Raw genomic sequence first — 19,270 nt, forward strand, 5'->3', positions numbered from 1 at the left:
CGGGTAGAGGTGCCCGAGCAAGCTCGAGTCCCGGGGTGATGCACATGGCGAGAACGGCGGCGCATACCGCTGTTCTCGCCGTTCTGATGCTCGTGGCCGCTTTGACCGGCTGTTCGACGGGGCAGCGCGTCGATCTGGGCGAGGGCGCAGCGGGCAGTCTGGTGGCCGCGATCGCCGGGGAGCCCGACCAACTCGACCCGCACAAGACCACCGCCTACTTCTCCTTCGAGGTGCTCGAGAACGTCTTCGACACCTTGGTCGAACCCGATGAGAACCTACAGATGCGGCCCGCGCTGGCCAAGTCGTGGGAGGTCAGTCCCGACGAGCTGACGTGGACGTTCCGGCTGCGCGAGAACGTGACGTTCCACGACGGGTCCCCGTTCACCGCCGAGGACGTCGTGTACTCCTACCGGCGCATCATCGACGAACAGTTGGCCAACGTCGACAAGTTCGCGGCCGTGACCGCGGTGGAGGCGCCGGACCCGCTGACCGTCGTTATCCGCGTGTCGCGGCCGACGCCGAACATGCTGACCAATCTCGGCGGTTTCAAGGGGATGGCGATCGTCTCCCGTGAGAACGTCGAGAGCGGACGCATCGCCACGCATCCGATCGGCACCGGCCCGTTCAGCTTTCGCGGTCAGCGCAGCGGCGATTCGCTCGTGTTGAGCGCCAACCCGCAGTACTGGGGTGGTGCGCCCGCGCTGACGGGAGTGACGTTCCGGTTCATCTCCGAGCCGTCCACGGCGCTGTCGGCGTTGCAGGCCGGCGAGGTGGACTGGACTGATTCGGTTCCTCCGCAACGGGTTTCACAGTTGCGTGACGACGACTCGCTGACGCTGGCGGTGACGCCGAGCAACGACTACTGGTATCTGGCGCTCAACCAGGCACGCGCACCGTGGAACGACGTGCGGGTCCGACAAGCGATCGCCTACGCCGTCGACCGCGACGCGATCGTCACCGCCACCAGTTACGGCACCGCGGCAGCCAACCAGTTGGCGATTCCGGAGGGCAACCCGTGGTACGTCCCGTACGACCGGTATGCCGACGGCGGCATCGACACAGCGCGAGAGCTGTTGCAGCAGAGCGGCGCCTCGCCGGGCAGCATGGACATGCTGGTCACCACCGAGTACCCGGAGACGGTGACCGCGGCGCAGATCATCGCCGACAACCTTGCGCCGCTGGGCATCACGGTCGACATCCGCACGGTGGACTTCGCGACCTGGCTCGACGAGCAGAACTCCGGCAACTTCGACATGCTGATGATGGGCTGGCTGGGCAACATCGACCCGGACGACTTCTACTACGCCCAGCACCACACCGACGGCACGAGCAACGCGCAGAAGTTCTCCGACGCTGAGGTCGATCGACTCCTCGATGCCGGTCGCGTCGAGACCGATCCCGGGGCCCGCTTCGACCATTACGCCAGGGCCGCAACGCTGATCGCCGACCAGGTCAGCTACATCTACCTGTACAACCCGTCGGTGATCCAGGCCTGGAACCCGGCGCTGGAGAACTACGAGGCGCGTCGCGACGGCGCAGTGCGTTTCCGCAGCGCAGGTTTCGCCGACGAGGACGCGAGCTGACATGACCGTCGCGCGGATCGTCACGCACCCGATCACCCGGTTCGTCGCCCGGCGCCTGGCCTATTCGGCGGTGGTGCTGCTCGGCGTGCTGGTGGTGGTGTTCGCACTGGTGCATCTGGTTCCCGGCGATCCGGTCCGCATCGCGCTGGGCACCCGGTACACCCCGGAGGCCTACGAGGCGCTGCGGTCGGCCAGCGGGCTGGACCGCCCGATCATCGTGCAGTTCTTCGCCTATCTCGGCTCGGCGCTGACCGGGGACCTGGGCGTGAGTTTCCGCAACGGCGACCCGGTGACGGTCACGTTGCTCGAGCGTCTGCCGGCCACGCTGTCGCTCGGGATCGTCGGCATCGCGCTGGCCCTGCTGTTCGCGCTGCCCGCGGGGATCTACTCCGCACTGCGGGAAGGCCGGCTCAGCGACACCATCGTTCGCATCACCAGCCAGTTCGGGGTGTCGGTACCGGACTTCTGGATGGGGATCCTGCTGATCGCGCTGTTCTCCACCACGCTGGGCTGGCTGCCGACCTCGGGGTACCGCCCGTTGTTCGACGACCCGGCGGGCTGGGCCCGCCACATCGTGCTGCCGGCGCTGACCGTCGCGGTGGTGGCCGGCGCGATCATGACGCGGTACGTCCGGTCTTCGGTACTCGACGTGACCGCCATGGGTTTCGTGCGCACGGCCCGGTCCAAAGGGCTCTCGCCGCGGGTGGTGACGTTGCGGCACACGGTGCGCAACGCGCTGGTGCCGATCCTGACCATCACCGGGATCCAGCTGGCCACTCTGCTGGGTGGTGTGATCGTGGTCGAGGTGGTGTTCGCGTGGCCCGGTCTGGGCCGGTTGGTGTACAACGCCGTCGCGGCTCGCGACTACCCGTTGATCCAGGGCGCGGTGCTGCTGATCGCGGCGCTGTTCCTGTTGATCAACCTGCTCGTCGACGTGCTGTATGCGGTGGTCGACCCGAGGATCCGGCTCGGATGAGGACGTCGTCCTGGCGGCTGCTCGCCCGCAACCCGGTCACCTTGGTCAGCGCGCTGGTGCTGCTCGGCGTGGCGGTGGTGGCGCTGACCGCCGATTGGGTTGCGCCCCACGGGGTCAACGACATCAACGTCCCGAATGCGCTGCAGCCGCCCAGCGGTTCGCACTGGCTCGGCACCGACGAACTGGGCCGTGACATCCTCTCGCGCGTCATCGTCGCGATCCAGGCGTCGATGCGCATCGCCGTGGTCAGCGTGGTGTTCGCGGTGCTGGTCGGGGTGACCGTGGGGGTGGTCGCGGGGTACCGCGGCGGGTGGCTGGACACGGTCCTGATGCGCGTCATCGACGTGATGTTCGCGTTCCCGGTGCTGCTGCTCGCGCTCGCGGTGGTCGCCATCCTCGGACCCGGGGTGACGACGACGATGCTGGCGATCGGGATCGTCTACACGCCGATCTTCGCGCGGGTGGCGCGGGCGAGCACCCTGGGTGTGCGTACCGAACCGTACGTGTCGGCGTCGCGCGCGATGGGCAGCGGTGATCTCTACATCCTGCGTCGCCACGTGTTGCCGAACATCGCGGGCCCGCTGATCGTGCAGACGTCGCTGTCGCTGGCGTTCGCGATCCTCAGCGAAGCGGCGTTGTCGTTCCTGGGTCTGGGCATCCAACCGCCGGAACCGTCGCTGGGCCGGATGATCTTCGATTCGCAGGGCTTCGTCACGATGGCCTGGTGGATGGCCGTCTTCCCGGGTGCGGCGATCTTCGTCATCGTGTTGGCGTTCAACATGTTCGGTGACGGGCTGCGCGACGTGCTGGACCCGAAGCAACGCACGACCGTCGAAGCCCGCAGGAGTGCGCAATGACCGGGCCCTCCCCCGTGCTGCGTGTCGAGGAACTCGGCGTGCGCATCGGTGACGCGACCATCGTCGACGGGGTGTCCTTCGAGGTGCAACGCGAGCAGACCGTGGGCATCGTCGGCGAGTCCGGGTCGGGCAAGACGATGACGGTGCTGGCCGCCACCGGCCTGCTCGACGCGCCCGGTGCGCGGGTGTCGGGCAGCAGCACGCTGGGCGGGATTGCGCCGGTGCAACTGGTGGGCGCCGACGCGCGCACGCTGCGGCGTGTGCACGGCGCCCGCATCGGATTCGTCTTCCAGGATCCCGGCACCTCGCTGAACCCACTGCTCACGCTGGAGCGGCAGATCACCGAGTCGCTCGAAACGCACAAGCGCATGACCCGTCGCGAGGCGGGTCGTCGGGCGCTGGAGCTGCTCGAAGCGGTCGGACTGCCTGACCCCGAGACCCGGTTGCACGCCTATCCGCACCAGCTGTCCGGCGGGCAGCGGCAGCGGGTGATGATCGCGATCGCGCTGGCGTGTGATCCGGAGCTGCTGATCGCCGACGAACCCACCACCGCACTGGATGTCACCACACAGGCGCAGATCATCGAGCTGGTGAAGCAACTGCAACGCGACTTCGGTACCGCGGTGGTGTGGATCAGCCACGACCTCGGGGTGATCGGGCAGGTGGCCGACGAGGTGACCGTGCTGCGCGAGGGGGTGCCGGTCGAGCAGGCCCCCATCGACGCGATCTTCGACCATCCCGGGGCGGACTACACGCGAGAACTGTTGGCCGCCCGGCCCGTCGTCGAGCGCGACGGCCCCGAACCGGTGCCGTCGGCAGAACCCCTGCTGCAGGTCGAGCACCTCGACGTCGAGTTCACCGTGTCCACCCCGGTCGGCCGTACGAAAGTCCATGCGGTAAAAGACGTGTCCTTCACCATCCGGCAGGGCACCACGTTGGGTCTCGTCGGCGAGTCGGGTTCGGGCAAGTCGACGATCGCGGCCTGCCTGACCGGACTGGTGACGCCGGACGCAGGCACGGCCACACTGGCCGGAGTGGATGTGTTGGGCGCGAAAGGCCGTGCCGCCAAGGCGCTTCGACGCCGTATCGGACTGGTGCTGCAGGACCCGTTCTCGTCGCTGGACCCGCGGGCGCGGATCGGCACCTCGATCGCCGAACCGCTGGTCGTGCACCGGCTTGCCGATAGCCGCGACGCCCGCCGCGCACGCGTGGCCGAACTACTCGACCTCGTCGGCCTGCCGACGGACTTCGCGCACCGCTATCCGCACGAACTGTCGGGCGGTCAGCGTCAGCGGGTCAGCATCGCCCGTGCGCTGGCCGCTGAACCGGACCTGCTGATCCTCGACGAAGCGACCGCGTCACTGGATGTCTCGGTGCAGGCGCGGGTGTTGGAACTGCTCGCGCGGCTGCAGGGAGAACTCGGACTGACGTATCTGCTGATCGGTCACGACCTGGCGGTGATCCGCCAACTCAGCCACGACGTACTGGTGATGCGCAACGGCGAAGCCGTCGAGAACCGGCCCGCCGACGACGTGTTCGCCGCACCGGAACAGGAGTACACCCGGGCTCTGCTGGCGGCGGTGCCGCCGGTTCGGCCGACGCCGTGAGAAGGTCGTCGCATGAGTCAACTCAGCGGCAAGGTCGCGTTGGTCACGGGTGCGTCGGCGGGACTGGGTGCCGCGACCGCGAAGTTGTTCGCCGAACGCGGGGCCAAGGTGTTCGGCATCGCCCGTGATGCGTCGCGTATGGCCGAGGTGTTCGCCGACCTGCCGGACGCGACATTCGCGTCGGTGGACATCACCTCGCCGGCAGCCTGCAGGCAGGCCGTGGACGATTGTGTGGCGCATTTCGGCCGGCTCGACGTGCTGGCCAACATCGCCGGTTTCCACCAGATGCGCCATACGCCAACGATGTCCGACGACGACTGGGAGCGCGATCTGGCCGTCAATCTGACGGGGCCGTTCTATCTGTGCCGGGCAGCGCTGCCTCATCTGCTGGAGACCGGCGGCAACATCGTCAACGTCTCCTCGATCGCCGGTGTCGAGGGCGAGGTGTACTCGGCGGGGTACTGCGCCGCCAAGCACGGGCTGGTCGGCCTGACCCGGGCGCTGGCCGTCGAGTTCACCAAGGAACGCCTACGCGTCAACGCGATCTGCCCCGGCGGCATGCCGACCGCGCAGACCACCGAGTTCCAGGCACCGGAGAACGCCGACTGGGATTTGATCATGCGGATCGCCTCTCCGCGCGGGTTCATGGAGACCGAGGACGTCGCCAAGACGATCGCGTTCCTCGCCAGTGACGACGCCGCCGCGATCCACGGCGCGGTGTACCGCGTTGACAACGGCAAAGGCGCAGGCTGACTTTCGAGTTATCCACAGGCCGAGCGGACCCGCTTCGGCCGCGCGTTCCTCATTGAGAATGCGCGCGTAGGCCGGATGAATGGGGTTGACGTTGGCTGAGCGCGCGGCAGTGGCGGAGGCGATGATGTGCGGTCCCACTCAGCGCCAGATCCACGCCCTGACCGCCAAGCTGTTCACCCTCGCCATTGACAAGGCCGGACACACCGACGAACCCCAGGTCAATAAGCGCGCACAATTACGTGAGGTAACGAAGACCCCTACGCGCGCATTTCGACATGAGGCAACAGGGGCATCGGGGATGCTCCTGCACCGTTGAGTGGAATGCAATGGTCAAGGCGCAAATCGACTTTCGAGTTATCCACAGGCAGGAAAAATCAGCGCGGCAGAACGTCGGTGCACCGAACTAGAATCGCTAGTATGTTCGAAACATTGTTCGCCGACGTCGCTGAAGAGGCGCTCGTCGAACTGATCGAACGGAGCGCCCGCGAAGAGGCCCGTATCTGCGCACAGCGCTCGGCCGCGATCGCAGAGTTGGTGCATCGCAAGGTCGATGAGAACGATGAGCGGGGCGGCTGGGTCATCGACCAGTGGGCGAACACGGCCGCCCAGGTCGCCGCAGCGTTGAATATCGGCCAGCGTAAGGCCTCGGGCCAGATGCACATCGCCGTTGCGCTGCGCTACCGACTGCCCAAGGTCGCCGAACTGTTCTCGCGAGGCGTGCTCAGCGCACGACTCGTTTCGGAACTCGCCTGGCGCACACAACTCGTCGATGACCTGGCCGCGCTCAAGCAGATCGATACTCGCCTTGCACAGTCGGCCGTGAAATGGGGTCGCCTCTCCGAGGAGAAACTCAAGAACGCGATCGACGCGGTGATCGAACGGTTCGACCCCGACGGTCTGCGTCGAAGCAAAGAGATCATGCGGGCTCGCGATATCCATATCGGTGCCAGCGATGACCCGAACGAGACCGCCGCCATCTGGGGTCAGGTGCTCGCCACCGACGGGGCGGTCCTCAAGGCACGCATCGCAGAGATAGCAGGTGCTCTCTGCGACGACGACCCGCGCCCGCTGGGTGAACGTCGCTCCGATGCGATAGGTGCGATCGCGCGCGGAGCCTCCCACCTGGACTGCCGCTGCGGCTCACCGGAGTGCCCCGCCCCGAAGGACAGCTCACGGTCCAACGTGATGATCAAGATCGTCGCCGATCAGGCCGCCGTCGACGCGGCTCACGCTGTGATCGAAGAAGAGAAAGCTGCCGCCGAGAAGTCCAAGAATCAGACGGCGAACGCCGAGCAGGAGCTCCACGAGAACAGGACTGAGACTGAGGATTCGACCGTGGTCGAGACCCCAGCCCCCACCAAGACAGTGAACCGGGGTGTCGCGATGCGCCTGGACGGACGGCCGGTGCCCATCGCGCTGCTGGCCGAAGCGATCCGCACCGGCGCGAAGGTGTCCGAACTGGTCCTTCCTGGCGCGGATCCCGAACCGCGCTACCGCCCGTCGGCTGCCCTGGCCGAGTTCGTGCGGATGCGCGACCTGTTCTGCCGCTTCCCGGGCTGTGACATCCCCGCCGACCGGTGCGACATCGACCATGTGACGCCCTACCCGTTCGGTCCCACGCACCCCTCGAATCTCAGCTGTAAATGCCGTGGTCATCACTTGTTGAAAACGTTCTGGTGCGGCGACGGCGGCTGGAATGACATTCAACTGCCCGATGGCACAGTCATCTGGACAGCGCCGACCGGACACAAGTACCTCACCAAACCGGGCATTCGCTTGTACTTCCCAGCCGCCGACGTCACGACCGCCGGTCTCCCGCCACCACCGAAACCACCACCCGGTTATGCGGCCGGCACCATGAAGATGCCGCGACGACGACGCACCCGCGCCGCGGACGAAGCTGCTCGGATCACCGAAGAACGCGCCCTCAACGCTGTAGATCGGGCTCTCGAAGAGGAACACGCCCGAGAACTGAACCGCCTCCGAGCCGAGCGCGAACAAGCCCGCACACCGGACCCACCGCACGACCCCGACGCGGACCCACCGCCCTTTTAGAGCTTGAACCGCCCGGCGAAGCCGCGCAGCGGCAGATCGGCGCTGGTGAGGATTCCCGGTGGCGCGGCCACCACCGACCGGATCGCGTTGAGCGCCGGCAGGCCGGTGACCGTCATCCCGATGGATGCGAACGCGGCGGGGTCCGACAGATCGACACCGGGCTTCGGGAAGATCATGTGCTTGTTGTAGATGTTGGGGTCACCTTTGATCTGGGTGATGTAGCAGCCCTTGATGTCCCAGCTCGGATCCGTGTAGGGCGTCATCTGCCATTCCAGATGTGTTTCCACGCGCGGTATTCCGTCGATCATGCCCTGGTACTTGATGTAGTTGCCGCCCAGCGACCCCTTGGGCAGCTGGTACCAGCCCAGGTCGACGTCCTTGGTGCAGGCGCCGAGTTCGTAGGAGAACTTCACCTCGTCGAGTTCCAGACCGAAGCAGTCGGCCATCAGCAGCACACTGTCGGCGAACACCCGTGTGTACTTCTCGAGCTTGCCGGGGATCTCGGGATCGTCGACGGGTTGGCCGTAGCCGACCTCGATCCAGGTGTCCTTGGAATGGTGACAGGACACGTCGACCGACTCGATGGTCGTCACGTTCTCGATCTCGGCGACGTCAGCCGAGCACACCACCCCGAGGATCTGGTTCAGTCCAGGATTCATCCCGGTGCCGTAGAACGTGGAACCTCCCTTCTCGCAGGCCTCTTGGAGTAACTGCGACACGGGCTTACCCGACGGGTGGGGGTGGTTGTGGTCGCGGTGCCAGCCGGTGATCCAGTCCGCGGTGGTGACGATGTCGATACCGGCCTCGAGGATCTGCACATAGAGGTCCTCGTCGGGGAAGACACCGTGGAAGGTCAGCACGTCCGGCTTGGCGGCGATAATCTCGTCGACGGTTCCGGTGGCGGTCACCCCGACGGGCGCCAGCCCGGCCAGCTCTCCGACGTCCCGGCCGACCTTCTCCGGCGAATAACAGTGCACACCGATGAGTTCGAGGTCGGGATGGGTCGCGATGCGCTTGATCATCTCGGTACCGACGTTTCCGGTCGCGACCTGGAAGACCTTGATCGTCATGGGGTTGCCTTTCTGCGGGCGGCCAATTCGGCGGCGCTGCCGCCCTTTCCGTCGGGATAGAACTTCATGGCCCACCGCCGGATCGCGGTGAACCCCTCGAGTTCCGAGCCGGCCAGTGCCGGCGGATCGGAGTAGCGCTGGTGCGCCCAGATGTGGATGTCCTGGCTGAACTGCCGGATGACCTCGGCCCCGAACTCCTCGGCCTTGGCCTGCGCGCGGGCCGGGTCGCGCACGTCGGCTCCGGGTCGGCCGATGTAGACCATGAACCGCACATCGGAGGTCGAGTCGTCGACGGGCGTGATCGCCGAGATCGTCCGGTTGTCGACCATCCCCCAGCTCTTGGTCACGGCGATGCCCAGACCCCCGTTGATGGCTTCCACGCCGCTACGGACGTCGTCGATGGTCTGTCCCTCGTCGCCCTCGAACGTGATGGTGAAGTCGACGTAGGACACCGGTCCGTCGAAGTCGTGGCGGGTGAACTTCGGCACGATCGGGGTGTTGTGCACGTACTTGAAGTGCGCGAAGTCGACGCCGTTCTCCAGCACGTACTGGGGGTGCATCTCCAGCCCCTGCCGGAACAGCCGCTGCTGCGGGTAGTAGTCGTCGATGGTCTTGTCGTCGCCGAAGTCGGCGAAGATGTCGGGGGCGTCGAAAAACGGTTCCCGGCCTTCGATGTCGTGCCAGATGTAGACCGATTCGTTGCGTTCGACCACCGGGTAGGTGGTAATACGCCGGCCACGATTGGGCCGGTCCTCGTACGGGATGCAGACGTTGCGGCCCTGCTGGTTCCACTGCCAGCCGTGGAACGGACATTGCAGCACTTCGCCTTTCACCGTGCCGCCGAAACCCAGGTGCGCGCCGAGGTGCTCGCAGTAGGCGTTCATCACGGTCAACTGCCCGGACTCCGCGCGCCAGGCGACCATCTCCTGGTCGAAGTACTTCATGGTGCGAACATCACCGACCGCGATCTCGTCGGACCACGCGACCTGAAACCAGCCGGTCGGCTTCATCGACAGGGGCGGCTTGGCCATGCACGGATGATAGGTCAGCGAGAACCAGAAACATAGTGGGTTCTACGAAACTTTGGCTTACGCTGTCGGCCATGACCGAGGTGTCCTCGACGCGGGTTCGACGGCCGAACCGGCGTGGCCAGGCCACGAGGGCCAACATGCTCGAAGCGGCGCTGAAGGCGCTGGCCTCTGGAGATCCCGCGTCCGTGTCGGCCAACCGGATCGCCAAGGACATCGGCGCCACCTGGGGTGCGGTGCAGTATCAGTTTGGCGACGCCGACGGGTTCTGGGCGGCGGTGCTGAACCTGACCGCGCAGCGCCGCGCCGACCTGTTCGGCAATGTCGACCAGGGCGCGCCGCTGCGCGACCGCGTGGCCGGCATCATCGAAACGTTGTATCGCGGTCTGGCCGCACCGGATTCGCGCGCGATCGAGAACCTTCGCGCCGCACTGCCCCGGGACCCCGGGGAACTCGAACGCCTGTACCCGCAGACCGCGGCCGAGTTGTACTCCTGGGGTCAGGCGTGGCTGCAGACCTGCCGCAATGCCTTCACCGGTCTGGACGTCGACCCCGAGCGCGTGCGCGAGGTGGCGGCGCTGATCCCCGGCGCCATGCGCGGATTGGCGTCGGAACGACAGCTGGGCTCCTACGCCGACCTCGACATCGCGCGCCGCGGTCTGACCAATGCGCTGGTGGCCTATCTCCAGGGCACCGACATCAACACCACGTAGCACGCGGTGCCGACCAGGATGCTCAGCACGGCGTTGCGCCGCCACAGGTGCAGCCCGGCGGTGAGCGCCACCGCGATCGCGAGGTAGACGCGCTGCAGGGCCGTCTCCCCCGCCACCGACGGCAGCGTGTAGATCGCCAGGATGAGCATGACCCCGACCGGCATGTGCAGGCCGAGATAGGTGATCAGGCGGCTCTGCCGCAGCGGGGCCAGCACCGCGAACGGCACCGCCCGCAACGTCCACGTGATGGCGGCGCTGACCACCACCAGCACCGCGATGTAGGCGTTGTCAGGCATGGCGGGTCCGCATCCGCGCCAGCAGGAGCACCGTGAACCCGGCGAAGGCGGCCACGAGCATCTGGCCGGGGACCAGGATCCAGGCGGCCACGGCGATCACCGTCGCCAGCACGGCGGTCAGCGGATCCGGTCGCTGTCGGTACGCGTCGATGGCGAGGACGACGAACAACGCCGTCAGCGCGAAGTCGAGCCCGACCAGGCGGTCGATCGGCAGCGCGGCGCCGACCAACCCGCCCAGCGTCGCGCCCGATACCCACAACGCGTGTAAAGCCGCCTGCATCAACAGGATCTGTCGGCGCGTCCACGTCTGGGCGGCCGGGCTGACACCGACCGCATACGCCTCGTCGGACAGCGTGTAGGTGCTGTACAGCTTGGCGGGCAGGCCGGGCACCCGGTGCAGCGGGAACGACAGCGCGTAGAACACGTGGCGGGAGTTGACGATCAGTGTGGTCAGCGCGACGGTCGCGATCGGTGCCGCCGACGCCGCCAGCGACACCATCAGGAACTCCAAGGACCCCGCGTAGATGACCGCGGCGAAGACCGGCGCCCACCACCACGCCAGACCCGCGTGCACGACCAGCAGCCCGAGAGCGAAACCCAGCGGGATGAACGCCAGCCCGACAGGTGCGGTGATCGCCAGGACCCGCCGCGGTGACCCCTCAGACGGCAATGGCCAAAGATGTACTGCCGGCGAGGATTCCGACGTCGTCGAACGCGGTCTGGATCGCGGTCACCTGCGCGTCGGTCCATTTCAGGGATCGCGCCGTGTTGACCAGGGCCGCGCGGCCGTCGACGAACGTCGCCGACGTTCCGAGCTTGCCCAGGGACTGGTAGAACACCGTCGCCCACATGTCGTCGGTCACGCGGGCTGTGGCGGGGTCGGTCATCATCCGGTAGACAGCGTGGCTGAAGATCGTGCTGTTGATGTGTTCGCCCCAGTCGTCCTGGCTGCCGGTGTACTTGTCCTCGTAGCGCGCGCGGTAGGGCCCCAACCAGGTCGTGATGGAGCCGGGGTCGGAGAGGTCGCGCAGCGCGCCGTCGTCGGAGTCCTCGCCGATCAGCCACCGGTCGCGGCCCTGCTTGCCTTCGACGAGCATGCCGAAGATGTCGGCGTAGGCCTCGTTGAGCGCGCCGGACTCCCCGGAGTCCAGGACCGCGTCGCCGCGACCGACCACCGATGTCACCACCGCGTGGGTGAACTCGTGGCCGACGACATCGAGCGCAGCCTGCAGGTTCCCCCGATTGCCGAACACGAACTGCGCGGCGGTCGGGTCCCAGTACGCGTTGTTGTAGGCCCGTGACAGCGACGGTGCATACCGGATGCTGACCTCGATCAGCGCGCCCGCGTTGTCGAACGAGGTGCGGCCCAGGACGGTGGAGAAGTAGTCGTAGACGACCGCGGTGTTCGCGTGCGCCGAAACCGCGGCCCGGTCCCAGCCCAGCCAGCCTCGTTTGACCACGGCGCCCGGCAGCCTCGGACCGAGCAGGCCCCACAGCGGGTACGAGGTGCGGTACGTGGTGATGTTGCGGGTGGTGTCGATCAGCTCGTTCACGCGCAACCACGACACCTGACGGGTCTCGGTGGTGATGGTGCGGGTGTTGCCGAGCCAGTCCCGCGCGTAGCCGGTCACCGAGTACGCCGAGGCGTTGGCATTGGTGACGATGACCTCGCCGACGAACGGTCCGTCGGCGTGGAACACCAACATGGTCCCGACCGGCTTCAACTCACCTCGGTCGGGTTGTTCGACCACGACGCGCCACGCCAGTCGCGGATCGGCGTCGTCGAGGGCGTAGACGATGAGATCGGCTGTGTGCAGGGAGGATTCGGGGAAGAGATCGCGGGTGAAGCGTCGCACCTCGTCGAGGTCGTCGAGGGTGGGGTCGGGTGTGACGTCGAAGTTCTGTCCCACGCCGCGGTAGTTGTTGAAGACCCCGTTGACACGGCCGTGCGCGTCGGTCACCAGGATCACATGGCTGCCGACCACCTCGACGCCCTCGACGGATTCGGTGAACCGGTAGGAGGTCTCGGCGGCCGAACCCACGCCGATCGTGTCGACGGTGATGCCGGACGGGTCGGCGAAGTTCGGTGCCAGACCGAGGACGGCGGCCACCTCGTTGAGCACGTCGGCCGCGTCGGCGGCGGTGGTCACGGTGCGGTCGGTGAACCGTCCGTCGACGGCCCGGACCCGGCCCCGGCCGTCGGTGACGACGGCGACGTCGCTCAGGCTGCTGGGCACATCCGCGGCGCTGGGGACGGTAGTGCCCGCGATGGACACGACGACCCGAGTGGGTCCGGACAGGCCCAGCAGTCCGAGGAGCCCGTGGACGTGGAACGGGTTGCCGACGGTGTCGTCGATGCTGACGGTGAAGGAGTCGGCCCGGCCCGAACCGTCCGGGGTGTAGACGAAGCCGCCCGAATCGTCGACGACGACGGTGCCGTGGGCGGGTCCGGTGCGCACGGCGTAGGTGAGTGCGGCGTCGTCGTGGTCGACGGCGTTGAGGTTGCCGGAGACCTCGCCGTCGGGGCCGGGTCCGGAGGTGGTGACATCGGCACGGGGGCGCTGGTTGTTCCAGGTGTACTGCGTCTGGCGCACGGCCAGCCACAGCGACTCCAGCAGTCCCGACACCGGGGCCGCGGGCAGCGGCAGGTTGTCGGCGAGACCGCGCAGCCCCACCCAGGTGAGCGTGTCGGCGACCATGTCGGAGACGGTGACGGGTCGTTGGGTCACGACGCTGCGCAGCGACGTCACCGCGCGGGTGGCGGGCGGGGCGGCGGAATCGGTGGTGTCCGGCTCGGCCGGGAGCTGCGCAGCGGTCGGGGCGTCCTCGACGGTTGGCGCCGGCGTCGACGCCGCGGCGTCGGTGTCCGTGTCGGTGTCGAGAAGGTCGCGGACTTCGTCGACGTCGGCTTTCGATGTCCGGGCGGTCGCGCGTTCGAGGGACCGCTCGGCGGTGCCGTCGCGCTCGGCGGCACGGGCGGATCGTCGACGGTCGATGCTGCGGGTGGTGTCGCCGGTGTCACTCTGCTCGGAGCGCGTGCGCCGGCTCTGGGAATCGGTGGCGTTCGCCGATCCGTCGGCGGATTCCGACGAGGACCGCGACGATTCGGAGTCCGACGGCGAGGCGACGGCGGTCGGCGCGCCCACGACGAGGGCCGCTCCCACGCCGGCCACGACGAGGCCGGTGCCGAGAACTCGCCGACGATCGCCCGGTTGTCGACCCCCGCTGGTCACCTTTGACTCTCCGATCACCGGTACCGGCCACTGAACGCTGACCGTAGCAAGGGAATTTACCGCAGGATTGCATTCGCAGAAAGCGGCTACTCTGGTCCGGTGGCACTGCTGCTCGGCCCCGTCCTGCGTCACGTCAGCGAGACCACCGCGACGGTGTGGGTGCAAACCGACTCCCCTGCCGAGGTCGCGGTCCTCGGCTGCACGGCACGCACATTCGAGGTCCAAGGTCATCACTACGCCCTGGTGGTGGTCAGCGGCCTGGCCCCGGACAGCACCACTCCCTACGACGTCACGGTCAACGGGGAAACATGTTGGCCGGAAAAGGATTCCGCGTTTCCCGCGAGCGTGATCAAGACTCGCGGCCCTCGCAGCGACGAGCGGCTGCGGATGGTCTTCGGATCCTGTCGCTACCCCAAGACCGGTGACACCTCTCTGGACGAGAAACTCGGCCTCGACGCGCTGGACTGTTACTCCACCCGGCTCAACGCGATGCCCGTCGAGAGTTGGCCCGATGCGTTGCTGCTGCTGGGCGATCAGGTCTATGCCGACGAGTTGACCCCCGAGGCCCGCCGTCACCTGGCCGGACGCCGCAAGAACCGTCGCCGCCCACCCGACGAGGTCGTCTCCTTCGGTGAATACGAGGGGCTCTACCGCCACACGTGGGGCGATCCGGAGATCCGCTGGATCATGTCCACCATCCCGACCGCGATGATCTTCGACGACCACGACATTCGCGACGACTGGAACACCTCGGCGGCGTGGCGGGCCGAGGTCAACACCAAACCGTGGTGGCGCGACCGCATCCGTGCGGGACTCAGCACCTATTGGGTCTATCAGCACATCGGTAATCTCAGCCCCGAGACGCTGGCCGCCGACGAGGACTACCAGAAGGTGCTCGCCGCCGAGGGAGACTGCTGGGACCTGCTGGTGGACCTCGCCGACCGTGCCGACCGGGAAGTCGACGGGGAGAAAGGACTGCGGTTCAGCTTTCGCTGGGATCTGGGACGCAGTCGGCTGATCATTGTCGATTCACGCAACGCCCGGATCCTCGACAGCGGTGAGCGCAAGATGCTCGGCGACTGCGAGTTCGAGTGGTTCGAGGAGCAGGTCTCCGACTGCGTGGACGAGGTGGACCACGTGGTCATCGGTTCGTCCCTGCCCTGGCTGCTGCCGCCGTTGCTCGGTGATCTACAGACGGTCAACGAGATCGCCGCCGACAAGACCGGATGGCGCGGTCATCTGGCCGAGAAACTGCGGCAGGCAGCCGATTTGGAGCACTGGCCGGCGTTCTGCAAGTCCTTTCTGCGGCTCAGCGAGGCGATCCGGCGGGCTGCCGCCCAGGACGGACGCGGACCCGCCACGGTGTCGGTGCTCTCCGGCGATGTGCACCACAGTTACGCGGCGCGCGCCGATTTCGTCGATGACGTCGACGCGCGGGTGCATCAACTGGTGTGTTCACCGGTGCACAACTATGTGCCCGCGTTCGTCAAGCCGGCGTTCCGGCTGGGTTGGTCTCCGCGGCTGGCCCGGCTCAGTCGGCGCTGGGCACGCCGGCGCGGTGCTCCCCCGCTGCCGATGTCGTGGCGCAACCTCAGCGGACCTCTGTTCGGCAACACCATCGCCACGCTGTCGATCGCCGGCCGTGACGCCGAGGTCTGGTTCGAACAGCCCCGCGACAACGGCGAGTTGACCACCGTGGCGAAGGTGTCGCTCACCGACTGAGCAGACCGGCCTCGGTCAACTCGTGGCTTCGCGAGTGCCGACCGCAACGGTCAGCAGGATCACCGAGTCCTCCAGCGTGGCCAGGCTGTGCCGCTCCATCGGGATCAGCACGTACTCACCGGCGGAAAGCTCGACGGATTCGTCCTGCACCTGCAAACGCACCCGGCCCCGCAGCACCTGAAGGGTTGCCTCACCCGGGCTTTCGTGCTCGTCGAGCCCGTGCCCCTCGGCCAGCGCGAGCAGCGTCTGACGCAGCGCGTGCTTGTGGCCGCCGAAGACCGTGTGGCCCGACCGGCCGGAGTTGGCGTTGCGCGCCTCCTCGAGTTGCTTGTCAGCGAGCTCGTTCAGAGAGATGACATCCACGTGTCGTTCCACCGTCCTTCATCGTCGTTCGCTTACCGCCGGTGTGTTCACCGGCGTCACCAGGAGGCTGACCTGGCATGCACCCCCACAAGGATCAGGGGTCACCTGCACTTGATACTTCTTACCCAGCGCGTCGGCGTTGATGTCGACGACCTCTTGGATGAGGCCCTGCTGGATGCCGCGCACCACCTCGGGCGCCGTCGACGCGATGTCGGCCAGCGGGCACGTGCAGATCTCGATACGCACCTCGCCGAACGAGTTCAGCACCGAACTCATCTGGAAACCGAGTTCGTCGAGCGTGGCCACCACCAGATCGGTGACCGAGGACTCCCCGCGGGTGCGCGCCAACCGGACGCGGTGGGCGAGGTCGGCGCCGATGCGCAGCGACCGCGCTTCCCGTTCCTCGGCGGACCCGCCGAGGTGCTGGGCGAACAGCGCCACGATGTCGGAGTAGTCCAGACGGGGCACCACCTCGTAGGTGACACGCGGCCGACCGGCGCCCTGTCGGCGCTGACCGGCGCTGCGCCGGATCAGACCCCGCTCCTCGAGCGCACCGAGATGGAACCGCGCGGTGGTGATGTGGATGCCCAGCGCGTCGGCCACGCGGTGCACGTCGAGCGGGACGTCCGCTTGCCGCAACAGGGCCAGCACCCGCTGCCGCTGCTGGCCGGCGGCGCGGTCACGGTCCGCGGTGACGGACTCGGTGCGGTGAAGCTGCACTCAACCCCCTCGACACGGTGGTGACACGCGACGGCCGACCGTCATCGTGTCACTTTATCTCTCGGGTCGGGGACGACTCCGACCACGGCGATCGCGGTGAGCGAATCGCGGTGACGCTGGAACACTCCACGCATGCCCAGCACCCGCTTGCGCGCCGAGGGGTGGCGGAGGATGTTGCCGACGATCTTCAGGGCACCGAAGAATCCCTCGTCGGCGATGACGCGTCTGGGGTTGAGCAGGGCCATGTCGGCGAAGTCGACGCCGGCGATCTCGAAGCCTGCATCGGTGAGCAGCTGCTTCCATTCGGCTGCGGTCAACGGCCGGGCGTTGACCTTGATGGAGCGGGCCAGCGCCTTGCGGATGTCGTCTTTGATGTCTGCCGAGATGGCGTCGGGTTTGAGGCCGAGTTCGTGGATGGCGTAGCGGCCGCCGGGGCGCAGTACCCGGAAGGCTTCCTCGACGATGGCGCGCTTGTTCTTGTCGCCCTGCATGGTCAGCATGGCCTCGCCGACGACGACGTCGACGCTGTTGTCGGGCAGGCCGGTCGCCGACGCGTCGGCGACCACCACGGTGCCGTCCACGGGCGCCACCACGGCACGCACCGCCTCGGTGGCCGCGGCGGTGTCGTCGACCCCGACATAGCTGCGCGGACGCAGCGCCACGATGTCGCTGGCGGTGCGGCCCAGCCCGGGTCCCAGTTCGGCGACGTCGGCGCCGGTGATGCGCGCCGATGACAGCAGCCGCGTGGTCAGTTCCAGGCCACCGGGGCGCAGCACCCGCTTGCCGAGGCGGGCCAGCAGCCAATGGCCAGGCAGATCGGCGATGGGCCGGTTGGCCAGGGGCAGTTCGTGCGCAGTCATGTCAGTTCCTCCTCATCAGTACCGCGGCCAACAAGGGCGCGGTGAACAGCGCACACGCATAGAGCAGTGCGCCGTTCGGGCTCCAGGGTGGGTGCAGCGCGATGTCCTGGCCGGTGGCGTACACCGCGTTGAAGACCGGCAGATAGCGCTGCAGCGACGCGCCGTGCGGTAGATACCCGGCGGCGGTCTCGGCGACGAACGCCCACAGCAGCACCGCGGCGGTCGACCCGACCGGGTTCGGGATCAGGGCTCCCACGCCGATGCCGGCGGCCGCGGCGAAGAACGCGTAGACCGGCACGGTCCACAACAGCCGCGCCCCGACGCTGTCGGTCAGCGACACCGTGCCGTAGACCATCGGCGACACCGCCGGCAGCGCGACCAGGACGACGACAAGCGTCACGGTGCTCACGACCGCGCCCAGCACGCCGTAGAACACCCAGCGCCCCAACAGCACCGGCGCCCGCTGCGGGATCGCCAACCGCACGTAGTCGCCGGTGCGGTGACGTCCGTCAGCGGATTGACCGTCGGCGGCCGCCACCGCCACCAGCACGACGGTGATGGTGATGACCCAGTACGCGCTGTTGGACGTCGGCACCGCCAGGACCGAGATCTGGCCCGGAATCCGCGCGAAACGCTCGGCGACCGCTGCGATGCCCAGCGTGATCACGATCGGCAACAGCACGGCCGTCGGGATCAACGCCACCCACAACCGGCTGGTGCCGCCGGTGCGGATCAGTTCGGCGTGGGCGCTGCGCACCGCAGCGGAGGTCACGCGGCCACCAGGGTCTGTTCCAGCCAGTGTTGGCGGTCCGCTCCATCGGGCACCAGGACACCCAGGGCGCCGGCGACCTCGAGGCGGCCGTCGACGAGGATCGCGGCGCGGTCGGCGGTCTGGACCACCTCGCCGAGCAGATGGGTGGCCAGCACGACGGTCTTGCCCTGATCGGCCAAGCGGCGCAACAGGTTCCGGAACCACAGGATTCCGGGCACGTCGAGTCCGTTGAGCGGTTCGTCGAAGATCAGCGCGTCGGGATCCCCCAGCAGTGCACCGGCGATCGCGATGCGCTGCCGCGCCCCGAGCGACAGGTCGCAGATGCGGCGACTGCGCCGGTCGAGCATGTCGGCCTCCGACAGCGCGTCGCGTACCGCGTCGGCCGGCAGGCCGTTGAGCGCAGCCCGCCAGGTCAGATGCCGCCATACCGTGTGCCGCGGGTCGAGTCCCGCCGGGTCGACGTGCACGCCCAGCGTCCCGGTCACGGTCACCGTCCCGCCGGTGGGGCGTTCCAGTCCGGCGATCACGCGGAGCAGGGTGGTCTTTCCGGCGCCGTTGAGGCCGAGCAGTGCGGTGACGGCGCCTGCGGGGAAGGTGACGGTCACGTCGTCGAGGGCGGTGCGGGGGCCGAAGCGCTTGCCGATGCGCGACAGTTCGATCAC

At 67.7% G+C, this 19,270-nt stretch carries 19 protein-coding genes; 9 read left to right on the top strand and 10 right to left on the bottom strand.

The features are described 5' to 3' along the window. The first annotated feature begins 44 nt into the window (after positions 1–44). From ACAG25_RS01190 to ACAG25_RS01220, 7 genes are all read left to right on the top strand, one after another. On the top strand, positions 45–1,583 hold the full coding sequence (locus ACAG25_RS01190) for an ABC transporter substrate-binding protein (protein WP_370486457.1): 1,539 nt from the start codon (positions 45–47) through the stop codon (positions 1,581–1,583). 1 nt (position 1,584) lies between these two features. Continuing rightward, the gene (locus ACAG25_RS01195) at positions 1,585–2,559 is read left to right on the top strand and encodes an ABC transporter permease (RefSeq protein ID WP_370486458.1); all 975 of its coding nucleotides are present in this window, start codon (positions 1,585–1,587) and stop codon (positions 2,557–2,559) included. Continuing rightward, on the top strand, positions 2,556–3,416 hold the full coding sequence (locus tag ACAG25_RS01200) for an ABC transporter permease (RefSeq protein ID WP_370486459.1): 861 nt from the start codon (positions 2,556–2,558) through the stop codon (positions 3,414–3,416). The genes ACAG25_RS01195 and ACAG25_RS01200 overlap by 4 nt, the downstream gene beginning before the upstream one ends. Beyond that, positions 3,413–5,023 carry an ABC transporter ATP-binding protein gene (locus ACAG25_RS01205; protein WP_370486460.1) on the top strand — a complete coding sequence of 537 codons (1,611 nt, stop codon included), beginning with the start codon at positions 3,413–3,415 and terminating at the stop codon, positions 5,021–5,023. Before ACAG25_RS01200 ends, ACAG25_RS01205 begins: the two co-directional genes overlap by 4 nt. A 12-nt stretch (positions 5,024–5,035) precedes the next feature. Further along, on the top strand, positions 5,036–5,776 hold the full coding sequence (locus ACAG25_RS01210) for an SDR family NAD(P)-dependent oxidoreductase (protein ID WP_370486461.1): 741 nt from the start codon (positions 5,036–5,038) through the stop codon (positions 5,774–5,776). Between the two features lie 79 nt (positions 5,777–5,855). After that, positions 5,856–6,092: a hypothetical protein gene (locus ACAG25_RS01215; protein ID WP_370486462.1), complete on the top strand. Its 237-nt coding sequence runs from the start codon at positions 5,856–5,858 to the stop codon at positions 6,090–6,092. Positions 6,093–6,193: 101 nt separating this feature from the next. Beyond that, positions 6,194–7,831 (top strand): DUF222 domain-containing protein, encoded by a 1,638-nt coding sequence (locus tag ACAG25_RS01220; RefSeq protein WP_370486463.1) that lies wholly within the window; start codon positions 6,194–6,196, stop codon positions 7,829–7,831. Here ACAG25_RS01220 and ACAG25_RS01225 read toward each other — a convergent pair. Both ACAG25_RS01225 and ACAG25_RS01230 read right to left on the bottom strand, forming a co-directional pair. After that, positions 7,828–8,901: a dihydrodipicolinate reductase gene (locus ACAG25_RS01225; RefSeq protein WP_370486464.1), complete on the bottom strand. Its 1,074-nt coding sequence runs from the start codon at positions 8,899–8,901 to the stop codon at positions 7,828–7,830. The genes ACAG25_RS01220 and ACAG25_RS01225 overlap by 4 nt on opposite strands. Then, positions 8,898–9,932, bottom strand: a complete 1,035-nt coding sequence (locus ACAG25_RS01230; protein WP_370486465.1) for a Rieske 2Fe-2S domain-containing protein — start codon at positions 9,930–9,932, stop codon at positions 8,898–8,900. The genes ACAG25_RS01225 and ACAG25_RS01230 overlap by 4 nt, the downstream gene beginning before the upstream one ends. 71 nt (positions 9,933–10,003) lie before the next feature. On the opposite strand from ACAG25_RS01230, the gene ACAG25_RS01235 reads away from it, so the two are divergent. Next, complete coding sequence (locus tag ACAG25_RS01235) at positions 10,004–10,642, top strand: TetR/AcrR family transcriptional regulator (RefSeq protein WP_370486466.1); 639 nt, start codon at positions 10,004–10,006, stop codon at positions 10,640–10,642. Here ACAG25_RS01235 and ACAG25_RS01240 read toward each other — a convergent pair. The 3 genes from ACAG25_RS01240 to ACAG25_RS01250 are packed head-to-tail and all read right to left on the bottom strand — an operon-like array spanning position 10,609 to position 14,171. Continuing rightward, positions 10,609–10,938 carry a branched-chain amino acid transporter permease gene (locus ACAG25_RS01240; RefSeq protein ID WP_370486468.1) on the bottom strand — a complete coding sequence of 110 codons (330 nt, stop codon included), beginning with the start codon at positions 10,936–10,938 and terminating at the stop codon, positions 10,609–10,611. The two genes, ACAG25_RS01235 and ACAG25_RS01240, sit on opposite strands and share 34 nt — an antisense overlap. Next, a complete protein-coding gene (locus tag ACAG25_RS01245) occupies positions 10,931–11,608 on the bottom strand; it encodes an AzlC family ABC transporter permease (RefSeq protein ID WP_370486469.1) in 678 nt (225 codons plus the stop codon). The genes ACAG25_RS01240 and ACAG25_RS01245 overlap by 8 nt, the downstream gene beginning before the upstream one ends. Beyond that, positions 11,598–14,171: a M4 family metallopeptidase gene (locus tag ACAG25_RS01250; RefSeq protein WP_370486470.1), complete on the bottom strand. Its 2,574-nt coding sequence runs from the start codon at positions 14,169–14,171 to the stop codon at positions 11,598–11,600. The genes ACAG25_RS01245 and ACAG25_RS01250 overlap by 11 nt, the downstream gene beginning before the upstream one ends. A 99-nt stretch (positions 14,172–14,270) precedes the next feature. On the opposite strand from ACAG25_RS01250, the gene ACAG25_RS01255 reads away from it, so the two are divergent. Beyond that, positions 14,271–15,893 carry an alkaline phosphatase D family protein gene (locus ACAG25_RS01255; protein ID WP_370486472.1) on the top strand — a complete coding sequence of 541 codons (1,623 nt, stop codon included), beginning with the start codon at positions 14,271–14,273 and terminating at the stop codon, positions 15,891–15,893. Between the two features lie 15 nt (positions 15,894–15,908). Here the strand turns inward: ACAG25_RS01255 and ACAG25_RS01260 are convergent, their stop codons facing one another. The 5 genes from ACAG25_RS01260 to ACAG25_RS01280 are packed head-to-tail and all read right to left on the bottom strand — an operon-like array spanning position 15,909 to position 19,270. Beyond that, positions 15,909–16,256, bottom strand: coding sequence for a cupin domain-containing protein (locus ACAG25_RS01260; protein ID WP_370486473.1), 348 nt, complete (start codon positions 16,254–16,256; stop codon positions 15,909–15,911). An 18-nt stretch (positions 16,257–16,274) separates the two neighbouring features. After that, entirely contained in the window at positions 16,275–16,976 is a 702-nt protein-coding gene (locus ACAG25_RS01265; protein ID WP_370486474.1) for a helix-turn-helix transcriptional regulator, read from the bottom strand. 41 nt (positions 16,977–17,017) lie between these two features. Continuing rightward, positions 17,018–17,836: a methyltransferase domain-containing protein gene (locus ACAG25_RS01270; RefSeq protein ID WP_370486476.1), complete on the bottom strand. Its 819-nt coding sequence runs from the start codon at positions 17,834–17,836 to the stop codon at positions 17,018–17,020. A 1-nt stretch (position 17,837) separates the two neighbouring features. Next, a complete protein-coding gene (locus ACAG25_RS01275) occupies positions 17,838–18,608 on the bottom strand; it encodes an ABC transporter permease (protein ID WP_370486478.1) in 771 nt (256 codons plus the stop codon). Next, positions 18,605–19,270, bottom strand: a complete 666-nt coding sequence (locus ACAG25_RS01280; protein ID WP_370486479.1) for an ABC transporter ATP-binding protein — start codon at positions 19,268–19,270, stop codon at positions 18,605–18,607. The genes ACAG25_RS01275 and ACAG25_RS01280 overlap by 4 nt, the downstream gene beginning before the upstream one ends.

It is taken from the genome of Mycobacterium sp. pV006 (genome assembly GCF_041287115.1).
In the GTDB taxonomy this organism is placed as follows: domain Bacteria; phylum Actinomycetota; class Actinomycetes; order Mycobacteriales; family Mycobacteriaceae; genus Mycobacterium.

Coding starts and splice junctions, on each gene's coding strand:
- ACAG25_RS01190 (WP_370486457.1), top strand. CDS start 45: ATGGCGAGAACGGCGGCGCATACCGCTGTTCTCGCCGTTCTGATGCTC.
- ACAG25_RS01195 (WP_370486458.1), top strand. CDS start 1,585: ATGACCGTCGCGCGGATCGTCACGCACCCGATCACCCGGTTCGTCGCC.
- ACAG25_RS01200 (WP_370486459.1), top strand. CDS start 2,556: ATGAGGACGTCGTCCTGGCGGCTGCTCGCCCGCAACCCGGTCACCTTG.
- ACAG25_RS01205 (WP_370486460.1), top strand. CDS start 3,413: ATGACCGGGCCCTCCCCCGTGCTGCGTGTCGAGGAACTCGGCGTGCGC.
- ACAG25_RS01210 (WP_370486461.1), top strand. CDS start 5,036: ATGAGTCAACTCAGCGGCAAGGTCGCGTTGGTCACGGGTGCGTCGGCG.
- ACAG25_RS01215 (WP_370486462.1), top strand. CDS start 5,856: ATGGGGTTGACGTTGGCTGAGCGCGCGGCAGTGGCGGAGGCGATGATG.
- ACAG25_RS01220 (WP_370486463.1), top strand. CDS start 6,194: ATGTTCGAAACATTGTTCGCCGACGTCGCTGAAGAGGCGCTCGTCGAA.
- ACAG25_RS01225 (WP_370486464.1), bottom strand. CDS start 8,901: ATGACGATCAAGGTCTTCCAGGTCGCGACCGGAAACGTCGGTACCGAG.
- ACAG25_RS01230 (WP_370486465.1), bottom strand. CDS start 9,932: ATGGCCAAGCCGCCCCTGTCGATGAAGCCGACCGGCTGGTTTCAGGTC.
- ACAG25_RS01235 (WP_370486466.1), top strand. CDS start 10,004: ATGACCGAGGTGTCCTCGACGCGGGTTCGACGGCCGAACCGGCGTGGC.
- ACAG25_RS01240 (WP_370486468.1), bottom strand. CDS start 10,938: ATGCCTGACAACGCCTACATCGCGGTGCTGGTGGTGGTCAGCGCCGCC.
- ACAG25_RS01270 (WP_370486476.1), bottom strand. CDS start 17,836: ATGACTGCGCACGAACTGCCCCTGGCCAACCGGCCCATCGCCGATCTG.